Raw genomic sequence first — 16,537 nt, forward strand, 5'->3', positions numbered from 1 at the left:
GCTATGAGAAAAGCTGTGTACCATATTTTCCTCGTTTGTTGCCTCGCGGCGGCTTTACCCGCTGCTGCGCAAGACCTGCACTTTTCGCAGTTCTTCAATTCTCCATTGTCCACCAACCCGGCCAATACAGGATTTATCCCCGATGGCAACTACAGGATCGGCATCAATTACAGGAACCAGTGGGCTACCATCCCTGTTCCATATAAAACCATGTCTGCCTTCGGCGACTTCCAGCTGCTGCGCGACCGGCTTACCTACGGATGGGTGGGCGTGGGCGGTATGGTACTCCGCGATGTGGCAGGTAATGGTAACCTCACCAGCACAAAGGCTTATGGCTCGGTAGCCTACCATCAGCTCCTTGGCCAGAGCAGCCTCCTTTCTGCAGGTTTTAATGTGGGGTATGCCGATAAGCGGGTAGACCTCAGCAAGCTGACCTTCGGCTCGCAATGGAACGGCCAGTTCTTCGATTCCCAGATGTTTTCAGGGGAGCCTTTCACACAGGCTTCCGTGGGTTATCTCGATATGCAGGTAGGGATGAACTACGCATACTTTCCCAATGACCTTGTTTATATCAATGGCGGGTTTTCCGCCCACCATGTGAACACCCCGCGAGAAACGTTCTACGACGGAAATAACAAAATCGAGCGGCGGTATATCGGGTTCCTGAATGCCAGCCTCAAGATGAGTGATAAGGTAATCCTCAACCCCAGCGCGTATTACTCCCGGCAGGCCAATGTCAGCGAAACCATGGTAGGGGCGTATGCAGCCTATAACCTCTCGGGCGACGGGCACCAGCAGTTATTCGGAGGCGCCTATTACCGACTGAAGGATGCTGCGGCATTACTCGTTGGGTACCAGGTGGCTAATTTCAGGCTGATGTTTAACTACGATGTTACTACCAGTGCACTTTCTGCCGCCAACAAACGGCAGGGCGCATACGAGCTTAGTTTGTTATACATCGGGCTTTATCCTAACCGCAGCTTCTCCAAACGGACAACCCTTTGTCCTTCTTTCTGATAAAAACAGGGTAATGTGAACGGCTGTCGGGAAAAATCCGATAATTTAGCCGAGTAATAAAATAGCGCATATGAAACGGATTTGTTTGGTGGTAACCTTCCTGCTAACGATGCAGGCCGCATTTTCACAGACGCCATACAGAGTAGATACCGCCCGTGGTTTCGATCCTTCTAAACTGATGGCAGGCGGTAACTTCGGTTTTGCTTTTGGAAACTACTCCCTGCTGAACATTTCCCCCATGATCGGCTACCGCTTCAGCCCTAAATTCGCCGCCGGTATCAATATCAACGCCCAGTTTACCTGGGAGAAGTACCGCGACATCGATGGGTTTGAGCGGAAAGATAACTTCTCCATCCTCGGTGGCGGTATCTGGGGCCGGTATTACCCGCTGGATTTCCTCTTTGTACAAGCCCAGCCCGAATATAATTCCATCAGCCTGAAACGGCAGATCTACGATGATCCCCGCCGGACGTTTAAGGAACGCTATGGCGCGCCCAGCCTGCTCCTTGGCGGCGGTTATGCACAACCCATCGGGGGCAACTCTTCCTTCGTAATCATGCTCCTGTATGATGTACTGCAGGATAATAATTCTCCTTACCGAAACCGCCCCGTATTTTCCGTAGGAGGAAACTTCGGGTTTTAATTCTCTGTTAAGAGTTAAGAATTACTAAACATTTATTTATAAATACTGCTATATTTGTTGCATGCACCAGCAAGCAGATACCGCAGTTATAGGCGCAGGCATTGTAGGCCTGGCCACGGCATATCACCTCGCCCTGAAAGGGAAGAAGGTGGTCGTATTCGAGCGTAACCCACGTGCAGTGGGAGCTTCCTTCCGCAACTTCGGCCTCGTATGGACGCTGGGGCAGAAGCCCGGCCATATTTATGAGCGGGCTATGTACGGCCGTGCCACCTGGCAGCAGATAGCACGGGAATCCGGACTGCCCTGTGAAGAGAATGGCTCGCTCCTCCTTGCATATCATGCCGATGAAACAGGGGTATTGGAAGAGTTTGCCGGCAGTACGGGCATCACCTGTGAGATACTTACACCGGATGCAGCACGCAGCCGCAGCAGTGCTTTCCGCCCCGAAGGATTAAAAGCCGCACTCTGGAGCCCCCTCGAAATGTCGCTTAATCCCCGCGAAGCCTGTGCCCGCCTTGCAGCGTGGCTGGAAAGCACCCACGGCGTTACCTTCCGTTTCGGAACACCCGTGAATGGCATTCAGCTGCCCCACATTGAAACGAAAGACGAAAAGTGGAAAGTAGATAACGTATATGTGTGCAGCGGGTATGATTTTGAAACGCTCTATCCCGAAGTATTTGCGGCAGCACCCCTTACCCGCTGCAAGCTTCAGATGCTCCGCACCGTTCCCCAGCCTGATGGCTGGAAGCTGGGCCCCGCACTGGTAACCGGCATGTCCATGTTACATTACGCTTCCTTTGCACACTGCCCCGGACTGGCAGCCGTTAAAAAGCGTGTGGAGGAAACCCTGCCGGAATACGTGCGCTATGGCATCCACCTCATGGTAACCCAGAATGGGGCAGGGGAGCTTTCCCTCGGAGATTCCCATGAGTATGGCTGGGAAGTGGACCCCTTCGACAAAGAGCGCATCTCCGACCTCATTCTCCAATATATCAATACATTCCTGTATGCGCCGGCACTGGATATCCAGGAACGCTGGCATGGCATATATCCCAAACTGACTAATGGCGGGCACGATCTGGTACTGCATCCGGAACCGGGTGTTACCATCGTAAACGGCCTCGGAGGAGCAGGCATGACCCTGTCTTTCGGCCTTGCCCGGGACGTAATTGCATTGCAATAATTACCCGTATTTGTGTATAACGAAGGTGGGCGGCTGTCGAGCCGCCCTTTTTTTATGCGTTTTTATGCGTTTTTATGCGGAAAACCCTATTTTTAGTGGTTTAAATCCATGTTTATCTCCATGTCGCCAATATCACCGGGCATTTTCGTCCTTTTCATAGCATGCTATTTTATCCTGTTACTGCTGGTATCGTACATCACCACCCGTAAGGCGGATGAGCAGTCGTACTTTATCGGTAACCGGAATTCCGTCTGGTACCTCGTGGCCATCGGGATGATCAGTGACTCCCTTTCGGGTGTTACGTTTATTTCCGTACCCGGTAAGGTGGAAGTGGCGTCGTTTTCTTATCTGCAAACCATCCTGGGGTATATATTGGGGTATGTGGTAATTGCCACGGTATTGCTGCCGCTGTATTATAACCGCAACCTCACCTCTATTTATACCTACCTGCAGCAGCGCTTCGGGCCGGTAACACAGAAAACGGGAGCGATGTTTTTCATCCTCTCCCGCCTCGTGGGCGCAGCAGCCAGGCTCTTCCTCGTAGCAGGGGTATTACAGCTTTTTGTATTCGATTATTATCATATCCCCTTTGCATTGTCGGTTTCGATCATGATCATTCTGATGCTGGTATACACTTACCGCGGAGGGATCAAGACGCTGGTGTGGACGGATGCCATGCAGTCTACCTTCCTGCTCCTGGCCGTAATACTTACCATTATAGTGATCTGCCGCGATCTGAACTGGGGCATCGGTGACCTGGTTACCAATGTGGTAAACAGCCCTCATTCCAAAACCTTTTTCTGGGACTGGAAGGCCAGTAACTTCTTCCCTAAAGAGTTCTTCGGCGGGATGATGATTGCGGTAACCATGACCGGGCTTGATCAGAATATGATGCAGAAGAACCTCAGCTGCCGTTCCCTGAAAGAAGCACAAAAGAATATTTATTCCTTCAGCATAATGCAGCTGGTAGTAAACGTGTTTTTCCTGAGCCTGGGTATTTTACTTTACCAATACCTGCATTCGAATAACATTCCCGCACCATTGAAGATTGATGGCGGACTGGCTACAGACCAGGTGTTCCCGCTGCTGGCACTGCAGCACCTTGGTACTTTTGCATCCATCATTTTCATTGTAGGTTTAACGGCCGCAACGTTCTCCAGTGCAGACAGTGTGCTTACCACACTCACCACTTCCGTGTATATCGATATGCTGGGGTACCCCACCGAAGGGATCGATGCACGCCGTAAAAGAATTAAGAACATCATCCATATAGCATGTGCCGTGGCGCTGCTGGGAACCATATTGCTGTTCAGGGAGTTTAACAACGATGCCATTATTGATTCGGTACTCTTCCTGGCTACTATCACCTACGGGCCTATGCTTGGACTGTTTGCATTTGGTATCCTGAACAAGCGGCCCATCCTTGATTACGGCTCACTCATCGTATGTTTGATAGCGCCGGTATTATGTTTCTTCCTGAAGCAAAATTCCGAAGCGTGGTTAGGCGGATATAAATTCGGGAACGAATTGCTGATCGTAAACGGCTTGTTTACGTATATTGGATTATGGATGTTTTCCCGGAAGGGGAACGCCCTGCCCGCATTGCAGTAAAAAAGTGTAGATTACAATATTACCAAAACGCATAGCAGATGAATGATTCGTTAAAGAATTTGAAAATGCGCGACTGGACGGAAACAAAGGCGCATTCCAGCTGGCAGATATTTAAGATCATGGCCGAATTCGTGGAAGGATTTGAAGCACTGGCAAAAATTGGTCCCTGTATTTCTATTTTCGGATCGGCGCGTACACGCACCGGCAATAATTATTACGAGCTGGCTTGTGAAATTGCAAGAAGGCTTGCGGAAGATGGTTTTGGTATTATCTCCGGTGGTGGCCCCGGTATTATGGAGGCAGCCAATAAAGGCGCGCAACTGGCCAATGGTATGAGTGTAGGCCTCAACATTACACTGCCGCACGAACAATATGCCAACCCTTACCTCGACCGGGATAAAAGCCTCAACTTCGATTACTTCTTCGTACGCAAAGTAATGTTCACCAAATACTCCCAGGGCTTTGTGATGATGCCCGGTGGCTTCGGTACCATGGATGAATTCTTTGAAGTAGCCACCCTCATCCAGACCAAGAAGATGACGGAGACCCCGCTGGTGCTTGTAGGCAGTGAATATTGGGGCGGCCTCCTCGAATGGATCGACACCGTGATGATGAAAAAAGAAAGCAACATCCACCCCGAAGATCTCAACCTCCTCAAGGTTTTTGATACTGCCGATGAAGTAGTGGAATACTTCCGCGTATTCTATACTACCAACAAACTGAGGCCCAATTTTTAGATTATCATTAAGTTATATACACATGAAATATATTTATGCATCATCTTGAAATTGCATATATATTTATAAAGTCACAGCCTAATATGGACCGTTAAACACATTGTATATATGGTCAATAGTTGTGTCTTTAATGGTTAACATGGGGTAAAGAGCCTGGTATTACTATCAGGCTCGATTTATTTTCAGTCCTTCACATATATCGCATTTACTTGATAATTGCTTAGGTTTGCAAAAAAAAGTACTGCATGGAGGTAATACCCGGGGATATTCAGGCGTTTGCAGAGAAGTACACCAGTCCGGAAGGGGATTTGCTGTATCGCCTGCACAGGGAAACTTACCTGAAGGCAGACCAGCCGCACATGCTAAGCGGCCATGTTCAGGGTACTTTTTTATCGATGGTAAGTCACATGATGCGGCCACGCCGTATTCTCGAAATTGGTACTTACACCGGATATTCCGCCATCTGCCTCGCGCAGGGCCTCGAAGCCGGAGGCATGCTGCACACCATTGATGTAAACGAAGAGCTGGAAGATATGGCTGCCCGCTACATCGCGGAAGCCGGTCTTACTGATAAGATCACCCAGCACATCGGCAAAGCAGCTAACATCATCCCTGAACTCAACGAAACTTTTGATCTCATATTTATTGATGCCGACAAGGCAGGATATGGAATGTATTATGACATGGTGTGGGAGAAGCTGAGAACGGGAGGCATGATACTGGCCGATAACGTGCTGTATCATGGAGAAGTGGTATTGAACGAATCAGAACAGAGCAATAACGCAAAAGCTATGATCCGCTTTGTGGAAAAAGCAGTAGCCGACGACCGCGCGGAAACATTATTGCTCACCCTGCGCGATGGCGTAATGCTCATCCGTAAGAAATAACCAGGACCCATTAAATTCGACATATAATGCAATTGAAGTCATACTGCCTGGCAATCTGTTTGCTGCTTGGCGGAGCCATTAAAAGCACCGCACAGAACATCAGCACCCAACAGTACATTGACACTTATAAAGTCATAGCCATGGAAGAAATGCGCCGCTCCGGCGTTCCCGCTTCCATCAAACTTGCCCAGGGCATCCTAGAAACACAATCCGGCAACGGATGGCTGGTGCAGAACAGTCACAACCACTTCGGTATCAAATGTAAAAATAACTGGACCGGCCCATCGGTAGCCTATGATGATGATGCCCGTGGGGAATGCTTCCGCAAATACGGTTCTCCACAGGAATCCTGGAAAGATCACTCCGAGTTCCTCCGCAATAATCCCCGTTACCGCTTCCTGTTCGACCTGAATCCTAACGATTACAAGGCATGGGCATACGGACTGAAAACCGCAGGCTACGCCACCAGCCGTACCTACCCTCAACAGCTTATCCAGATCATTGAAACGTACCAGCTCCAGCAGTATAGCGACATTGCCATGGGCAAAGGGGAAATCCGCACCAATGATGTGTTTGCCGGTGATCCCGGTACTTATGCACCCACACAGCAGCCTGCTGCAAACCGCCCTGTGGTACCCGCCGCCGCGCCTGCAAAGAAGTATCCCGAAGGCTCGGAGTTCCGCATCAACAATCGCAAAGCCATCTTTGTTAAACAGGGAACCGCCCTCATACAGGTGGCGGCTTCGAAAGATATCCGTTTAAGTTCTTTGCTGAAGTATAACGACCTCACTTCCGATGTTCCCCTTGAAAAAGATATGGTCATCTTCCTGCAGGGTAAAAGCAAACGGGGCGCCAACGATTTCCACATTGTGGCTCCCGGCGAATCTTTGCATGACATCGCACAGGCCGAAGGGGTTCAGCTCCGCTGGCTCCGCCGCAGGAATAAACTGGATGAAGGCGAACAGCCTGCCGCAGGGGAGCGCATCGCACTCGATGGTTATGCATCCGCCAAGCCACGCCTCGGCAGTAACACCGTGGCAGTAGTAGATGAGCATCAGGATCTGAAGCCCCGTGAGATCATCCGGGACATCAAAAAGGAAATAGAGAAAGCTTCCGCCCAGGCACCCGTTGCAGAAAACAGGCCGGCCACTCCGCCTCCTGCTCCGGAAAAAGCCCCCTCAGCATTGCCCCCCGGCATGATCGAAGATCTGAAGAAAGCGGGCGCACAAACCAGCTCCCGTGAACAATACCATATCGTAGGCGAAAAGGAAACGCTCTACAGCATCTCCCGCCGCTACGGCTGCACTGTGGCCCAGCTGCAGGAATGGAACACCCTGGCCGACAATGGAATCAAAATAGGCCAGCAACTGATTGTGAAAAAGTAAACGTAAAACCGCATACATACGATGATTCAGGTACATGATAAGAAGTTCGTCCCCTATATCACTGAGGAGAAACTGCAGGCGCGTATCAAAGAAATGGCGCAGCAACTCAGCCTAGACCTCGAAGGGAAAAGACCGCTTTTTATCGCCATCCTCAACGGTTCGTTTATGTTTGCTGCTGATGTGTTCAAATACCTGACGATCGAAGCGGAGATCTCCTTTATCAAACTGGCGTCTTACAAAGGCACTAAATCCACCGGTAATGTGATCACCGCCATCGGCCTTGATGAAGACCTCTTTGGCCGCACCGTTGTGATCCTGGAAGATATCGTGGATACGGGTAAAACCCTCAGCCAGTTCCTCCCTCAATTGGAGCACCAGCAGCCCAAGAGACTCATGGTGGTATCGCTCCTGCACAAACCGGAAGCACTCACGCACCACGTAAAAATCGATTACCTCGGCTTCTCCGTTCCCAATAAATTCCTCCTCGGATATGGCCTCGATTACGATGGCCTGGGCCGCAACCTCCCCGAGATCTACCAGCTGGCGGAGTAATTTTTACCCGCTGCAGCCTTCGGATCAACAAATTGTTTACTTTTAGGTATCGGTGTATGTTAAAATATTTCGATGCATAAACTCATCATTTTGCTTCTATGCGCAAGCTGGAGCATGATGGGAGTGGCACAACAAAGAAAAGTCGTGACGGGGGCTGTGCAAGACAGTATCCGGCACGATCCGGTGCCGGGCGTGAGGGTCACCGTTTGGCCAGACACTGCTACCGTGCTTACCAATCAATATGGCTTATTCCGCATAGAGATCCCTATTGGCAGCACGCACCTCGTTTTTGAACACCCCGGCTATCTGCGCAGATCTGTGCCGCTTCTCCAACATGACCGCATGCTCATTGAACTGAGCCCCCTGAAAAAAATTCCACCTGCCAGCGATGATATTGCTTCGGCCAAAGCCCGTGCGCGCTATGCACACAGTACCAACCCCAACTACAGCAACCTCGGAGTGGCCATCACCAACTTTTACGACGAAACTTACGGACGCCTGTACGAAAACAAGTTTGTAGAAACCACCCGCAAACCCGTGTCTGATTTCGCACTGGATGTAGACCGCGCTGCCTACAGCAACATGCGCCGCTTCGCCAGGCTCAAACAACCCGTTCCGGTAGATGCCGTGCGCATCGAGGAAATGCTCAATTATTTCCACTACAGCTATCCGCTCCCCCGGCACGATTCCCTGTTTGCCATGTATAGCCATTATACGGATTGTCCATGGGCGCCGGAGCACCGGCTGCTGCAGATTGCGGTAAGGGCTAAACAGATAGCAACAGACAGTCTCCCCGCCAGTAACCTCGTGTTCCTGATCGACTGCTCCGGCAGTATGGGCACTCCCAATAAACTACCCTTGCTGCAGGCCGCTTTCCGGGTGCTGGTGAACAACCTCCGTCCGCGCGATAAGGTGGCAATTGTGGCATATGCAGGCACCCCCGGCCTGGTATTACCCTGCACCCCGGGCCATCAGCAGGAAAAGATCCTGCATGCCATTGATTACCTCAGTGCGGGAGGCGCCACCGGGGGAGAGGCCGCCATCAAAATGGCGTACCAGATTGCAGGTGAAAACTTCATCCGCGGTGGCAACAACCGCGTGATCATGGCCACCGATGGCGATTTCAATGTAGGACAAACAAGCGATCAGGATATGGAAGACCTGATATCCATGCAGAAGGAAGGAGGGGTGCTGCTGACCTGCCTCGGCTTTGGGATGAAAGATTATAAGGACTCCAAGCTGGAAGCCCTTGCCAGCAAGGGTAATGGTAACTTTGCGTATATCGATGACCTGGAGGAAGCCAATAAAGTATTTGCCCGCGAATTCGGTTCCACACTCTTTACCATCGCACGCGATGTGCATGCACAGGTCACCTTCCATCCCGGCCGTGTGAAAACTTACCGGTTGCTGGGGTACGAGAATAAAATTCTGAAAGAAGATAACGGCGATAGTGTAAAGGTGACCGGTGGCATCGTAGGCTCCGGGCATTGCGTGGTGGCCATGTATGAAATAGAACCGGTGAACCCCGACCCCGGAGGCCCTTTGGCAACGGTTTCCCTGACCTACCGGCCCGATGGGGAACCCACGCAATACGAAATAAGAAAAACGATTACCGCGAAAGCCGCGAGCTTTGATGATGCACCGGACGATTGCCGGTTTGCTGCCTCAGTGGCATTGTTCGGTATGCTGCTCCGCAAATCGCAATATACCGGCAAGGGAAATACCGACATGGTAACACGCATCGCGAAGCAATCCCTCGGCCCTGATCCGGGGAAATACAGGAGTGAGTTTTTAAAACTGATCAAGCAGCTGAAGAAAAATACGGAGTGGCTGAAGTAACGGCTCAGGTAGCGGGGCTTTCCGTAACCGGTACCGGCGCTTTCCAGATCAGCGAACCTGCCACCATACCCGCGATGCTCCATAATAAGCCCACAAAAAGCGGCGGAGTGGCGGTTTCCATCCATTCTCCATACGCATAGCCTGCTGTTCCCATAATGATGGAAAGAATAGCGCCTGCCTGGCTGGCGCGCTTCCAGTACAACCCTGCTGTGAGCGGAACAAATAATGAAACAAGACTTAATACGGAAGATGAACCTACCAGCTCATAAATGTTCTGGCTGGCAAACGCCATGGCAATAGCGATGGCCGATACTGCTATTACCGAAAGCCGGATGATAAGCAGGAATTTTTTATCCGAGATATCGCGGAAGAAGGGTTTGATGAGATTCTCGCCCAATACGGTTGCCGGAGCAAGTATGGCGCCGCTGGTAGTACTCATAATGGCAGACAGCAGCGCACCGAAAAAGAGGATTTGTATAAACAGGTTACCATGCTGCATCACCATATCCGGCAGGATCTTTTCCGGTCCGTCGGCCCCCAGCGCCGGATACAGCTGCTTCGCACAGAGCACAATGAGCAGCGGCAGCGAACCGATGACGAGATACATTAATGCCCCAAGATAGGAGGAATACTGCGCCACCTTTTCGCTCTTTGAACTCATGAGCCGCTGAAACACATCCTGCTGAGGGATGGAGCCAAGGCCAATGGTAAACCAGGCGGCGAGATAATGCAGCCAGCTATGCCAGTCGTTGTCGGGGAAGAAGCGGAAGGTGCCTGCCGGCGCGCGCTCCACCACGGTGGTGATACCCCCGGCTTCCTTCACCACAATGAATGTGATGATGAGGATACCCACGATGATCATGATGGTTTGAATGAAGTCGGTGATGGAGACAGACCACATGCCGCCCATATACGTATAGCCCATTACGATAAGCCCGCTGGCAATCATGGCAGTTTCAGGGGATATGCCCATTACAGTATTGATCACAATGCCCATGGCTACTATCTGCGCAGCGATCCATCCGAAGTAGGAGGGGATCATGAGCAGGGCGGAAATAATCTCCGCCTTTTGCCCGAAGCGCACCCGGAAGTAGTCGCAGAACGTGAGGAGGTTGCTGCGGTACAGCTTTCTGGCATAGAACAGGCCTACCAGTAACAGGCACAGCGATGCTCCGAAAGGGTCTTCTATCACCCCGATCAGCCCGTGTTGTGCAAACTCACTGGTAGCACCCAGCATAGTCTCAGATCCGAACCAGGTAGCGAATATCACGCAGGTACTGATGCCTAATGGCAGGCTGCGGCCTGCAACCATAAAGTCGCCCGCGGTTTTTACACGCCTGGCCGCCCAGCGGCCGATGAGGATCGTAATGAGCAGATATATCAGTACAAAGGCCGTGAGCATGTGCTGTTATTTGATGATCCGGAAACAGTGCCGAAGCAGTTTTCCCGTGAAGTCGAACGGGATGGTTTGCGCTGTGATATTTTTAATGGAAGTGGCTTCAATGGCAGGCTCATCCAGCTCAAAGCGGCGGAGGTTATTGCTGAAATACAGCACCCCGCCTTTCTTCATCGCCATCAGTACTTTGTTGATAAGCGTCACATGATCCCGCTGGATATCGAGGAAGTCTTTCATGCGCTTACTGTTGGAGAAAGTAGGCGGGTCCATCACCACAAGGTCGAACGTGTTAATCTTCAGCTCGTCGAGGTACTGGAGTACATCAGCATGCACGTAATGGTGCTTTGCGGGATCGTAGATGCCGTTGAGCTCCATGTTATCCTCAGCCCATTTGAGGTAGGTTTTGGAAAGGTCGGCCGATGTTACGGAAGCGGCACCGCCTGCAGCGGCATATACGGAAAATGATCCGGTGTAGCAGAACAGGTTGAGAACGTGTTTGCCTTCCGATTCTTCCCGCACCATATGCCGGGTAATGCGGTGATCGAGGAACAGGCCGGTATCGAGGTAGTCGGACAGGTTTACCTTGAAAGTAAGCCCGTCTTCCTTCACATTGATCTCTGCTTTTTCTATGCTGAGCTTTTCGTATTGGCTCTGGCGGTCGGTTTTGCGCTGGCGGGTACGGAGAAATATGTCTTCCCTCGGAACATGTAAAACCCTGCCCACGCATTCCACGCTCTGTTCGAGCCATGCATCATAGGCATCATCTTCCATACCGTGCTGACTGAGGTATTCCGCTACGGAAACCTTGTCTTCGTACAGTTCAATGATGAGGGGGAATTCCGGGAGGTCGCGGTCGTAGAGGCGGTAGCAGGTGATGCCCTGCCGTCTGGCGGTCTTGGCGAGATGCTTGTGCACTTTGGCCAGCCGGTTTTCGAACATCTGGTACTTATCGGACATAATTGTGTGCAAATATGCGATTTTCCGGGCGGATGCACCAGCGGTTGCCTTAAAAAGCAACAGCCGGAACGGGGTGCGTTCCGGCTGTTGGTATGTTTAGCTGAGGATGAATCAGCTGAAGATGTCTTTTACTTTTTCGAAGAATCCTTTGTCGGATTTTTCAGGATTGGGCTTGAAGTTGCCGGAGGCCTGCATTTTTTCGAGCATGGATTTCTCTTCGGAAGTCAGCGTTTGGGGCGTCCATACATTCACATGAATGAGCTGGTCGCCTTTTTCGTAGCTGTTAACGGAGGGGAATCCTTTGCCTTTGAGGCGGAAGATCTTACCGCTCTGAGTGCCAGGTGGTACCTTGATCTTGGCTTTACCGTCGATGGTGGGTACTTCTGTAGAGATGCCGAAAGCGGCTTCGGGGAAGGAGATGTGCAGGTCAAAGGCTACGTTCAGCCCGTCGCGCTGCAGTTCAGGATGTGGTTCTTCTTCCACGAGGATGAGGAGATCGCCGGGGGCGCCGCCTCTTTCGCCGGCATTGCCTTTCCCGCTCATGGAAAGCTGCATGCCTTCCATTACGCCTGCCGGGATATCGATGGATACGGTTTCTTCGCCGTATTGACGGCCTTCGCCTTTACAGGAGGTGCATTTGTTGGTAATGATCTGGCCTTCACCGTTACAGGTGGGGCAGGTGGTTACCGTTTGCATCTGGCCGAGGAAGGTCTGCGTTACTTTACGGACTTGTCCGGAGCCGTGGCAGGTGGTGCAGGACTGGAAAGCGTTTTTGTCTTTCGCGCCCAGGCCACTGCAGGTATTGCAGGTAACGTATTTCTTTACTTTGATCTTTTTGGAAGCGCCTTTGGCGATTTCTTCGAAGGTGAGTTTGATTTTCACTCTCAGGTTGCTGCCGCGGGTGCCTCTGCTTCTGCGCCCGCCACCACCGGAGCGGCCGCCGCCGCCACCGAAGAAGCTGCCGAAGATATCTTCCCCGAATATATCCCCGAAGTTGGAGAAGATATCGTCCATATTCATATGGCCCTGGCCATGTCCGCCGCCGCGCCCGCCTACACCGGCATGGCCGAATCGGTCGTATTGCGCGCGTTTATCGGGGTCGCTGAGCACTTCATAAGCCTCTGCCGCCTCCTTGAACTTTTCTTCCGCATCTTTATTGCCGGGGTTCCGGTCGGGATGGAACTGCATGGCAACCTTGCGGTATGCCTTTTTGATTTCATCCTGAGAAGCGGTTTTGGCAACCCCTAAAATTTCGTAATAATCTCTTTTGGTGGACATGTTTATACACTTGAAAAGCCCATTCCGGCGGAACAGGCTATGAAAATTCTATTAGCTGGCGTACACTGCTGTCACAACGTCATTTTCCCACTACCACGCGGGCGTGGCGGATGATTTTGTCGTTGAGATAGTATCCTTTCTGCAGCACGTCAATCACCTTACCTTTCAGCTCTTCTGTAGGGGCGGGTATTTCGGTTACGGCTTCATGGAGATCCGGGTTGAACTCTTCGTGCAGGGCTTCCATGGCTTTAAGGCCTTTGGATTGCAGGATGTTCTGGAATTTGTTGAAAACGAGCATTACGCCTTCGTTGGCGGCATTGGCACCGGCAGATGATTCCAGCTGTTTGGCGGCTCTTTCGGAATCGTCCAGCACATCGAGGAGGGCAATAATCACCTCTTTGTTGGCAGTATTGATCAGTTCCACGCGCTCTTTGGCGTTCCTTTTCCTGAAATTATCGAAGTCTGCGTTCAGCAGCAGGTATTTTTTGCGTAATTCTTCAAGGTCGCCACGCAGCTTATCCGCTTCACCTTCTTCCGGCAGGGCATCATTCAAATGGGTTGATCCGCTTTGATTCTCATCTGCATTGATGTCAAAATCACGGGATTCCTGCCCGTTTGCGTGCATATCTTTATCTTTTTCTGTCATAATCGTTCAAATTGTCTGCAAGTTACCCACCGTCAATAACTTTGCCAAGCCCCCTTTTGGGGACAATTTGGCAGGCCTTGGGGGGATTGCCTGCATAATTGTAACTTTGCGCTCCAATAACAAGCAATGACCAAGGTATTTCTGAAGAAAAAGATAGCAAACCGCGTTTTAACAGGGCATCCCTGGGTTTTCGGCAACGAAGTAAACCAGATAGACGGGGAGGTGAACGCCGGGGATATCGTTGATGTTTTCACCCATAACGGCATTTTCGTAGGCCGGGGATACATCAACCCCCAGTCCCAGATCCTCGTGAGGATCCTCACCCGCGACAAGAACGAAACCGTGGATGAAGGGTTTTTCCTGAACCGTATCCGCAAAGCATGGGAATACCGGAAAAAGCTCGGGTATGTGGAAAACTGCCGTCTCATCTTCGGAGAGGCCGATGAAATGCCTGCCCTGATCATCGATAAATTCAACGACTACTTCGTACTGCAAACCATGGCCCTCGGCATCGACCGCTGGAAGCCCGCCATCGTTAACGCACTCCACGAAATCTTTAAGCCTAAAGGCGTTTACGAGCGCAACGATGTGCCCGTACGCGAACTGGAAGGCCTCGCCCAGCAAAAAGGATTTCTCGGTGAACCTTTCGATACCAATATCATTATCAACGAAAACGGCCTGAAATTCCATGTCGATATCGTAGGCGGACAAAAGACCGGTTACTTCCTCGACCAGCAGGATAACCGCCGTGCCATCCAGCATATTGTGAAAGGGGCCGACGTACTGGAAGCATTCTGCTACACCGGCACATTCTCCTGCCATGCAGGGCATTATGGCGCTAAAAGCGTACTGGGGCTCGATATTTCCGAGCATGCCGTGAATACTGCCCGCCGCAACGCGGAACTGAACGGACTGCAGGATATCTGTAAGTTCCAGGCGGTTAATGCTTTCGACCAGCTGAAGCAATGGACCCGTGAAGACCGTAAGTTCGACGTGGTGATCCTGGACCCGCCCGCTTTCACCAAAAGCCGGGAAAACATCCAGAAGGCCATTACGGGCTATAAGGAGATCAACCTGCGGGGCATGAAGCTCCTCAAGCCGGGCGGTTTCCTCGTAACGGCGAGCTGTACCAACCTGGTAGACCCTTCCATGTTCCTCGAAACCATTGATATGGCAGCGAAAGACGCGCGGAAGAAGCTGCGCCAGGTAACTTTCCAGACACAGGCGCAGGACCACCCCATCCTCTGGAACATCGAAAACACCACTTACCTGAAGTTCCTCATCGTAGAGGTACAGTAAGGATCAGATAAAATCACAGCAAAAGGCCGTCTCAATTGTTTGAGACGGCCTTTTGCGTTTTAATCCCTCCCTATAAAATGGCGAGCATACAGGCATTGTATGAGAGGTTTGCAGATTGCTTATTTCAGGGCTTAATCGGGGAGTATGAAGGGAATAAATGGCAGTAAAGGAAGGGTTAAAGAAGGGATAAAGAAGGGTTAAAGTATACCTAATGTATATAAACAGGGGGTAAAACCAATACTGTAGCGGATTAGGGGCCCTTTTATATACATTAAGTACCTATAAGGTATACATACAGTATTACAGGATTACCCTTACAGTTGCCTAAACGTACATCGGAACATATAGGGAGGTTGCCATATTGGTTAAGGAAAGTGGCTATATTGATGGTATCTTACCTTAAGGGAGATGTAGGCAGGGAACATAGCGGGAAATCCGGGCTAACATGGGGTGAAATACAAGTTAAGTGTGGATAAAAGGTGGACTTGAGGTGGACATGAGGTGGACTTGATGCGTACGTGAGGTTGCCAAAATAGTATCATAGGATTGGCGGAGAGGAGGCATTACTTCTTACGAAGGTAAATGCTTTCAGAAATAACAAGAGAGGCGTTAAGGATGTTGAATTCCAATAAAACTATTGATTAAAAAAGGCTGACAGTGCGTGATGCATGCTGTCAGCCTTTTTTATTTATAATATTCCTACTCTTAGATCTTATTTGACTACGTTGAACTTCCCGGATTCTATAAGCGTTCCGTCCTTTTCGCGGAGCTGGAAGATGTAAAGGCCACTGTAGTAATTATCCAGCGGGAGGGAAGTGCGGTTGGCGAGATTCTTCAGATGATCCACCTTCTTGCCTAAGAAGTTGTATACAATAATCTCGTAAACCTTATCGTTATTACGCTGAATTTCGAAATATATCTTAGATGTCGCGGGATTCGGATATGCTTTCACTACTTTACTCGCACTCTCCGTTTCGGGGAGGTTAGACTTGCTCTGGGACCATGCCGGTACAGTAAAGGCACAGCACAAAGTAAATAGGATGAGAGTAACGGTTTTAAACATAGTATCCAAAGATATAAATTATTTTAAATATTTCCCAAATATTT

Annotated in this window: 15 protein-coding genes; 10 read left to right on the plus strand and 5 right to left on the minus strand. The window is 50.6% G+C overall.

The window, feature by feature from the left end:
• Window positions 1–3: 3 nt before the first annotated feature.
• The 9 genes from DEV76_RS21620 to DEV76_RS21660 all read left to right on the plus strand — a co-directional run bounded on the left by DEV76_RS21620 (window position 4) and on the right by DEV76_RS21660 (window position 9,854).
• On the plus strand, window positions 4–1,017 hold the full coding sequence (locus DEV76_RS21620) for a PorP/SprF family type IX secretion system membrane protein (protein ID WP_109700026.1): 1,014 nt from the start codon (window positions 4–6) through the stop codon (window positions 1,015–1,017).
• A 70-nt stretch (window positions 1,018–1,087) separates the two neighbouring features.
• Complete coding sequence (locus DEV76_RS21625) at window positions 1,088–1,660, plus strand: hypothetical protein (RefSeq protein WP_157963031.1); 573 nt, start codon at window positions 1,088–1,090, stop codon at window positions 1,658–1,660.
• 61 nt (window positions 1,661–1,721) lie between these two features.
• Window positions 1,722–2,843 carry a TIGR03364 family FAD-dependent oxidoreductase gene (locus DEV76_RS21630; protein WP_109700028.1) on the plus strand — a complete coding sequence of 374 codons (1,122 nt, stop codon included), beginning with the start codon at window positions 1,722–1,724 and terminating at the stop codon, window positions 2,841–2,843.
• Between the two features lie 120 nt (window positions 2,844–2,963).
• Entirely contained in the window at window positions 2,964–4,454 is a 1,491-nt protein-coding gene (locus DEV76_RS21635; protein ID WP_198652160.1) for a sodium:solute symporter, read from the plus strand.
• A 38-nt stretch (window positions 4,455–4,492) separates the two neighbouring features.
• Window positions 4,493–5,191 carry an LOG family protein gene (locus tag DEV76_RS21640; RefSeq protein WP_109700029.1) on the plus strand — a complete coding sequence of 233 codons (699 nt, stop codon included), beginning with the start codon at window positions 4,493–4,495 and terminating at the stop codon, window positions 5,189–5,191.
• Between the two features lie 245 nt (window positions 5,192–5,436).
• Entirely contained in the window at window positions 5,437–6,078 is a 642-nt protein-coding gene (locus DEV76_RS21645; protein ID WP_109700030.1) for an O-methyltransferase, read from the plus strand.
• Window positions 6,079–6,104: 26 nt separating this feature from the next.
• Window positions 6,105–7,463 carry a glucosaminidase domain-containing protein gene (locus DEV76_RS21650; RefSeq protein WP_109700031.1) on the plus strand — a complete coding sequence of 453 codons (1,359 nt, stop codon included), beginning with the start codon at window positions 6,105–6,107 and terminating at the stop codon, window positions 7,461–7,463.
• 21 nt (window positions 7,464–7,484) lie between these two features.
• Entirely contained in the window at window positions 7,485–8,015 is a 531-nt protein-coding gene (gene hpt, locus DEV76_RS21655; protein ID WP_109700032.1) for a hypoxanthine phosphoribosyltransferase, read from the plus strand.
• Between the two features lie 72 nt (window positions 8,016–8,087).
• On the plus strand, window positions 8,088–9,854 hold the full coding sequence (locus tag DEV76_RS21660; protein WP_109700033.1) for a YfbK domain-containing protein: 1,767 nt from the start codon (window positions 8,088–8,090) through the stop codon (window positions 9,852–9,854).
• Window positions 9,855–9,858: 4 nt separating this feature from the next.
• Here the strand turns inward: DEV76_RS21660 and DEV76_RS21665 are convergent, their stop codons facing one another.
• The 4 genes from DEV76_RS21665 to DEV76_RS21680 form a co-directional block, all read right to left on the minus strand.
• On the minus strand, window positions 9,859–11,256 hold the full coding sequence (locus DEV76_RS21665) for a sodium:solute symporter family protein (RefSeq protein ID WP_109700034.1): 1,398 nt from the start codon (window positions 11,254–11,256) through the stop codon (window positions 9,859–9,861).
• A gap of 6 nt (window positions 11,257–11,262) precedes the next feature.
• Complete coding sequence (locus tag DEV76_RS21670; protein ID WP_232827017.1) at window positions 11,263–12,219, minus strand: class I SAM-dependent methyltransferase; 957 nt, start codon at window positions 12,217–12,219, stop codon at window positions 11,263–11,265.
• Between the two features lie 99 nt (window positions 12,220–12,318).
• On the minus strand, window positions 12,319–13,485 hold the full coding sequence (dnaJ, locus tag DEV76_RS21675; RefSeq protein ID WP_109700036.1) for a molecular chaperone DnaJ: 1,167 nt from the start codon (window positions 13,483–13,485) through the stop codon (window positions 12,319–12,321).
• Window positions 13,486–13,564: 79 nt separating this feature from the next.
• Complete coding sequence (locus DEV76_RS21680) at window positions 13,565–14,131, minus strand: nucleotide exchange factor GrpE (protein WP_232827018.1); 567 nt, start codon at window positions 14,129–14,131, stop codon at window positions 13,565–13,567.
• 126 nt (window positions 14,132–14,257) lie between these two features.
• Here DEV76_RS21680 and DEV76_RS21685 point away from each other — a divergent pair, with 126 nt between their 5' ends.
• On the plus strand, window positions 14,258–15,430 hold the full coding sequence (locus DEV76_RS21685) for a class I SAM-dependent rRNA methyltransferase (protein ID WP_109700037.1): 1,173 nt from the start codon (window positions 14,258–14,260) through the stop codon (window positions 15,428–15,430).
• Window positions 15,431–16,142: 712 nt separating this feature from the next.
• Here DEV76_RS21685 and DEV76_RS21690 read toward each other — a convergent pair.
• Window positions 16,143–16,493: a T9SS type A sorting domain-containing protein gene (locus tag DEV76_RS21690; protein WP_109700038.1), complete on the minus strand. Its 351-nt coding sequence runs from the start codon at window positions 16,491–16,493 to the stop codon at window positions 16,143–16,145.
• Between the last annotated feature and the right edge of the window lie 44 nt (window positions 16,494–16,537).

Origin of the sequence: Chitinophaga deserti (genome assembly GCF_003149455.1) — a bacterium.
GTDB lineage: Bacteria > Bacteroidota > Bacteroidia > Chitinophagales > Chitinophagaceae > Chitinophaga > Chitinophaga deserti.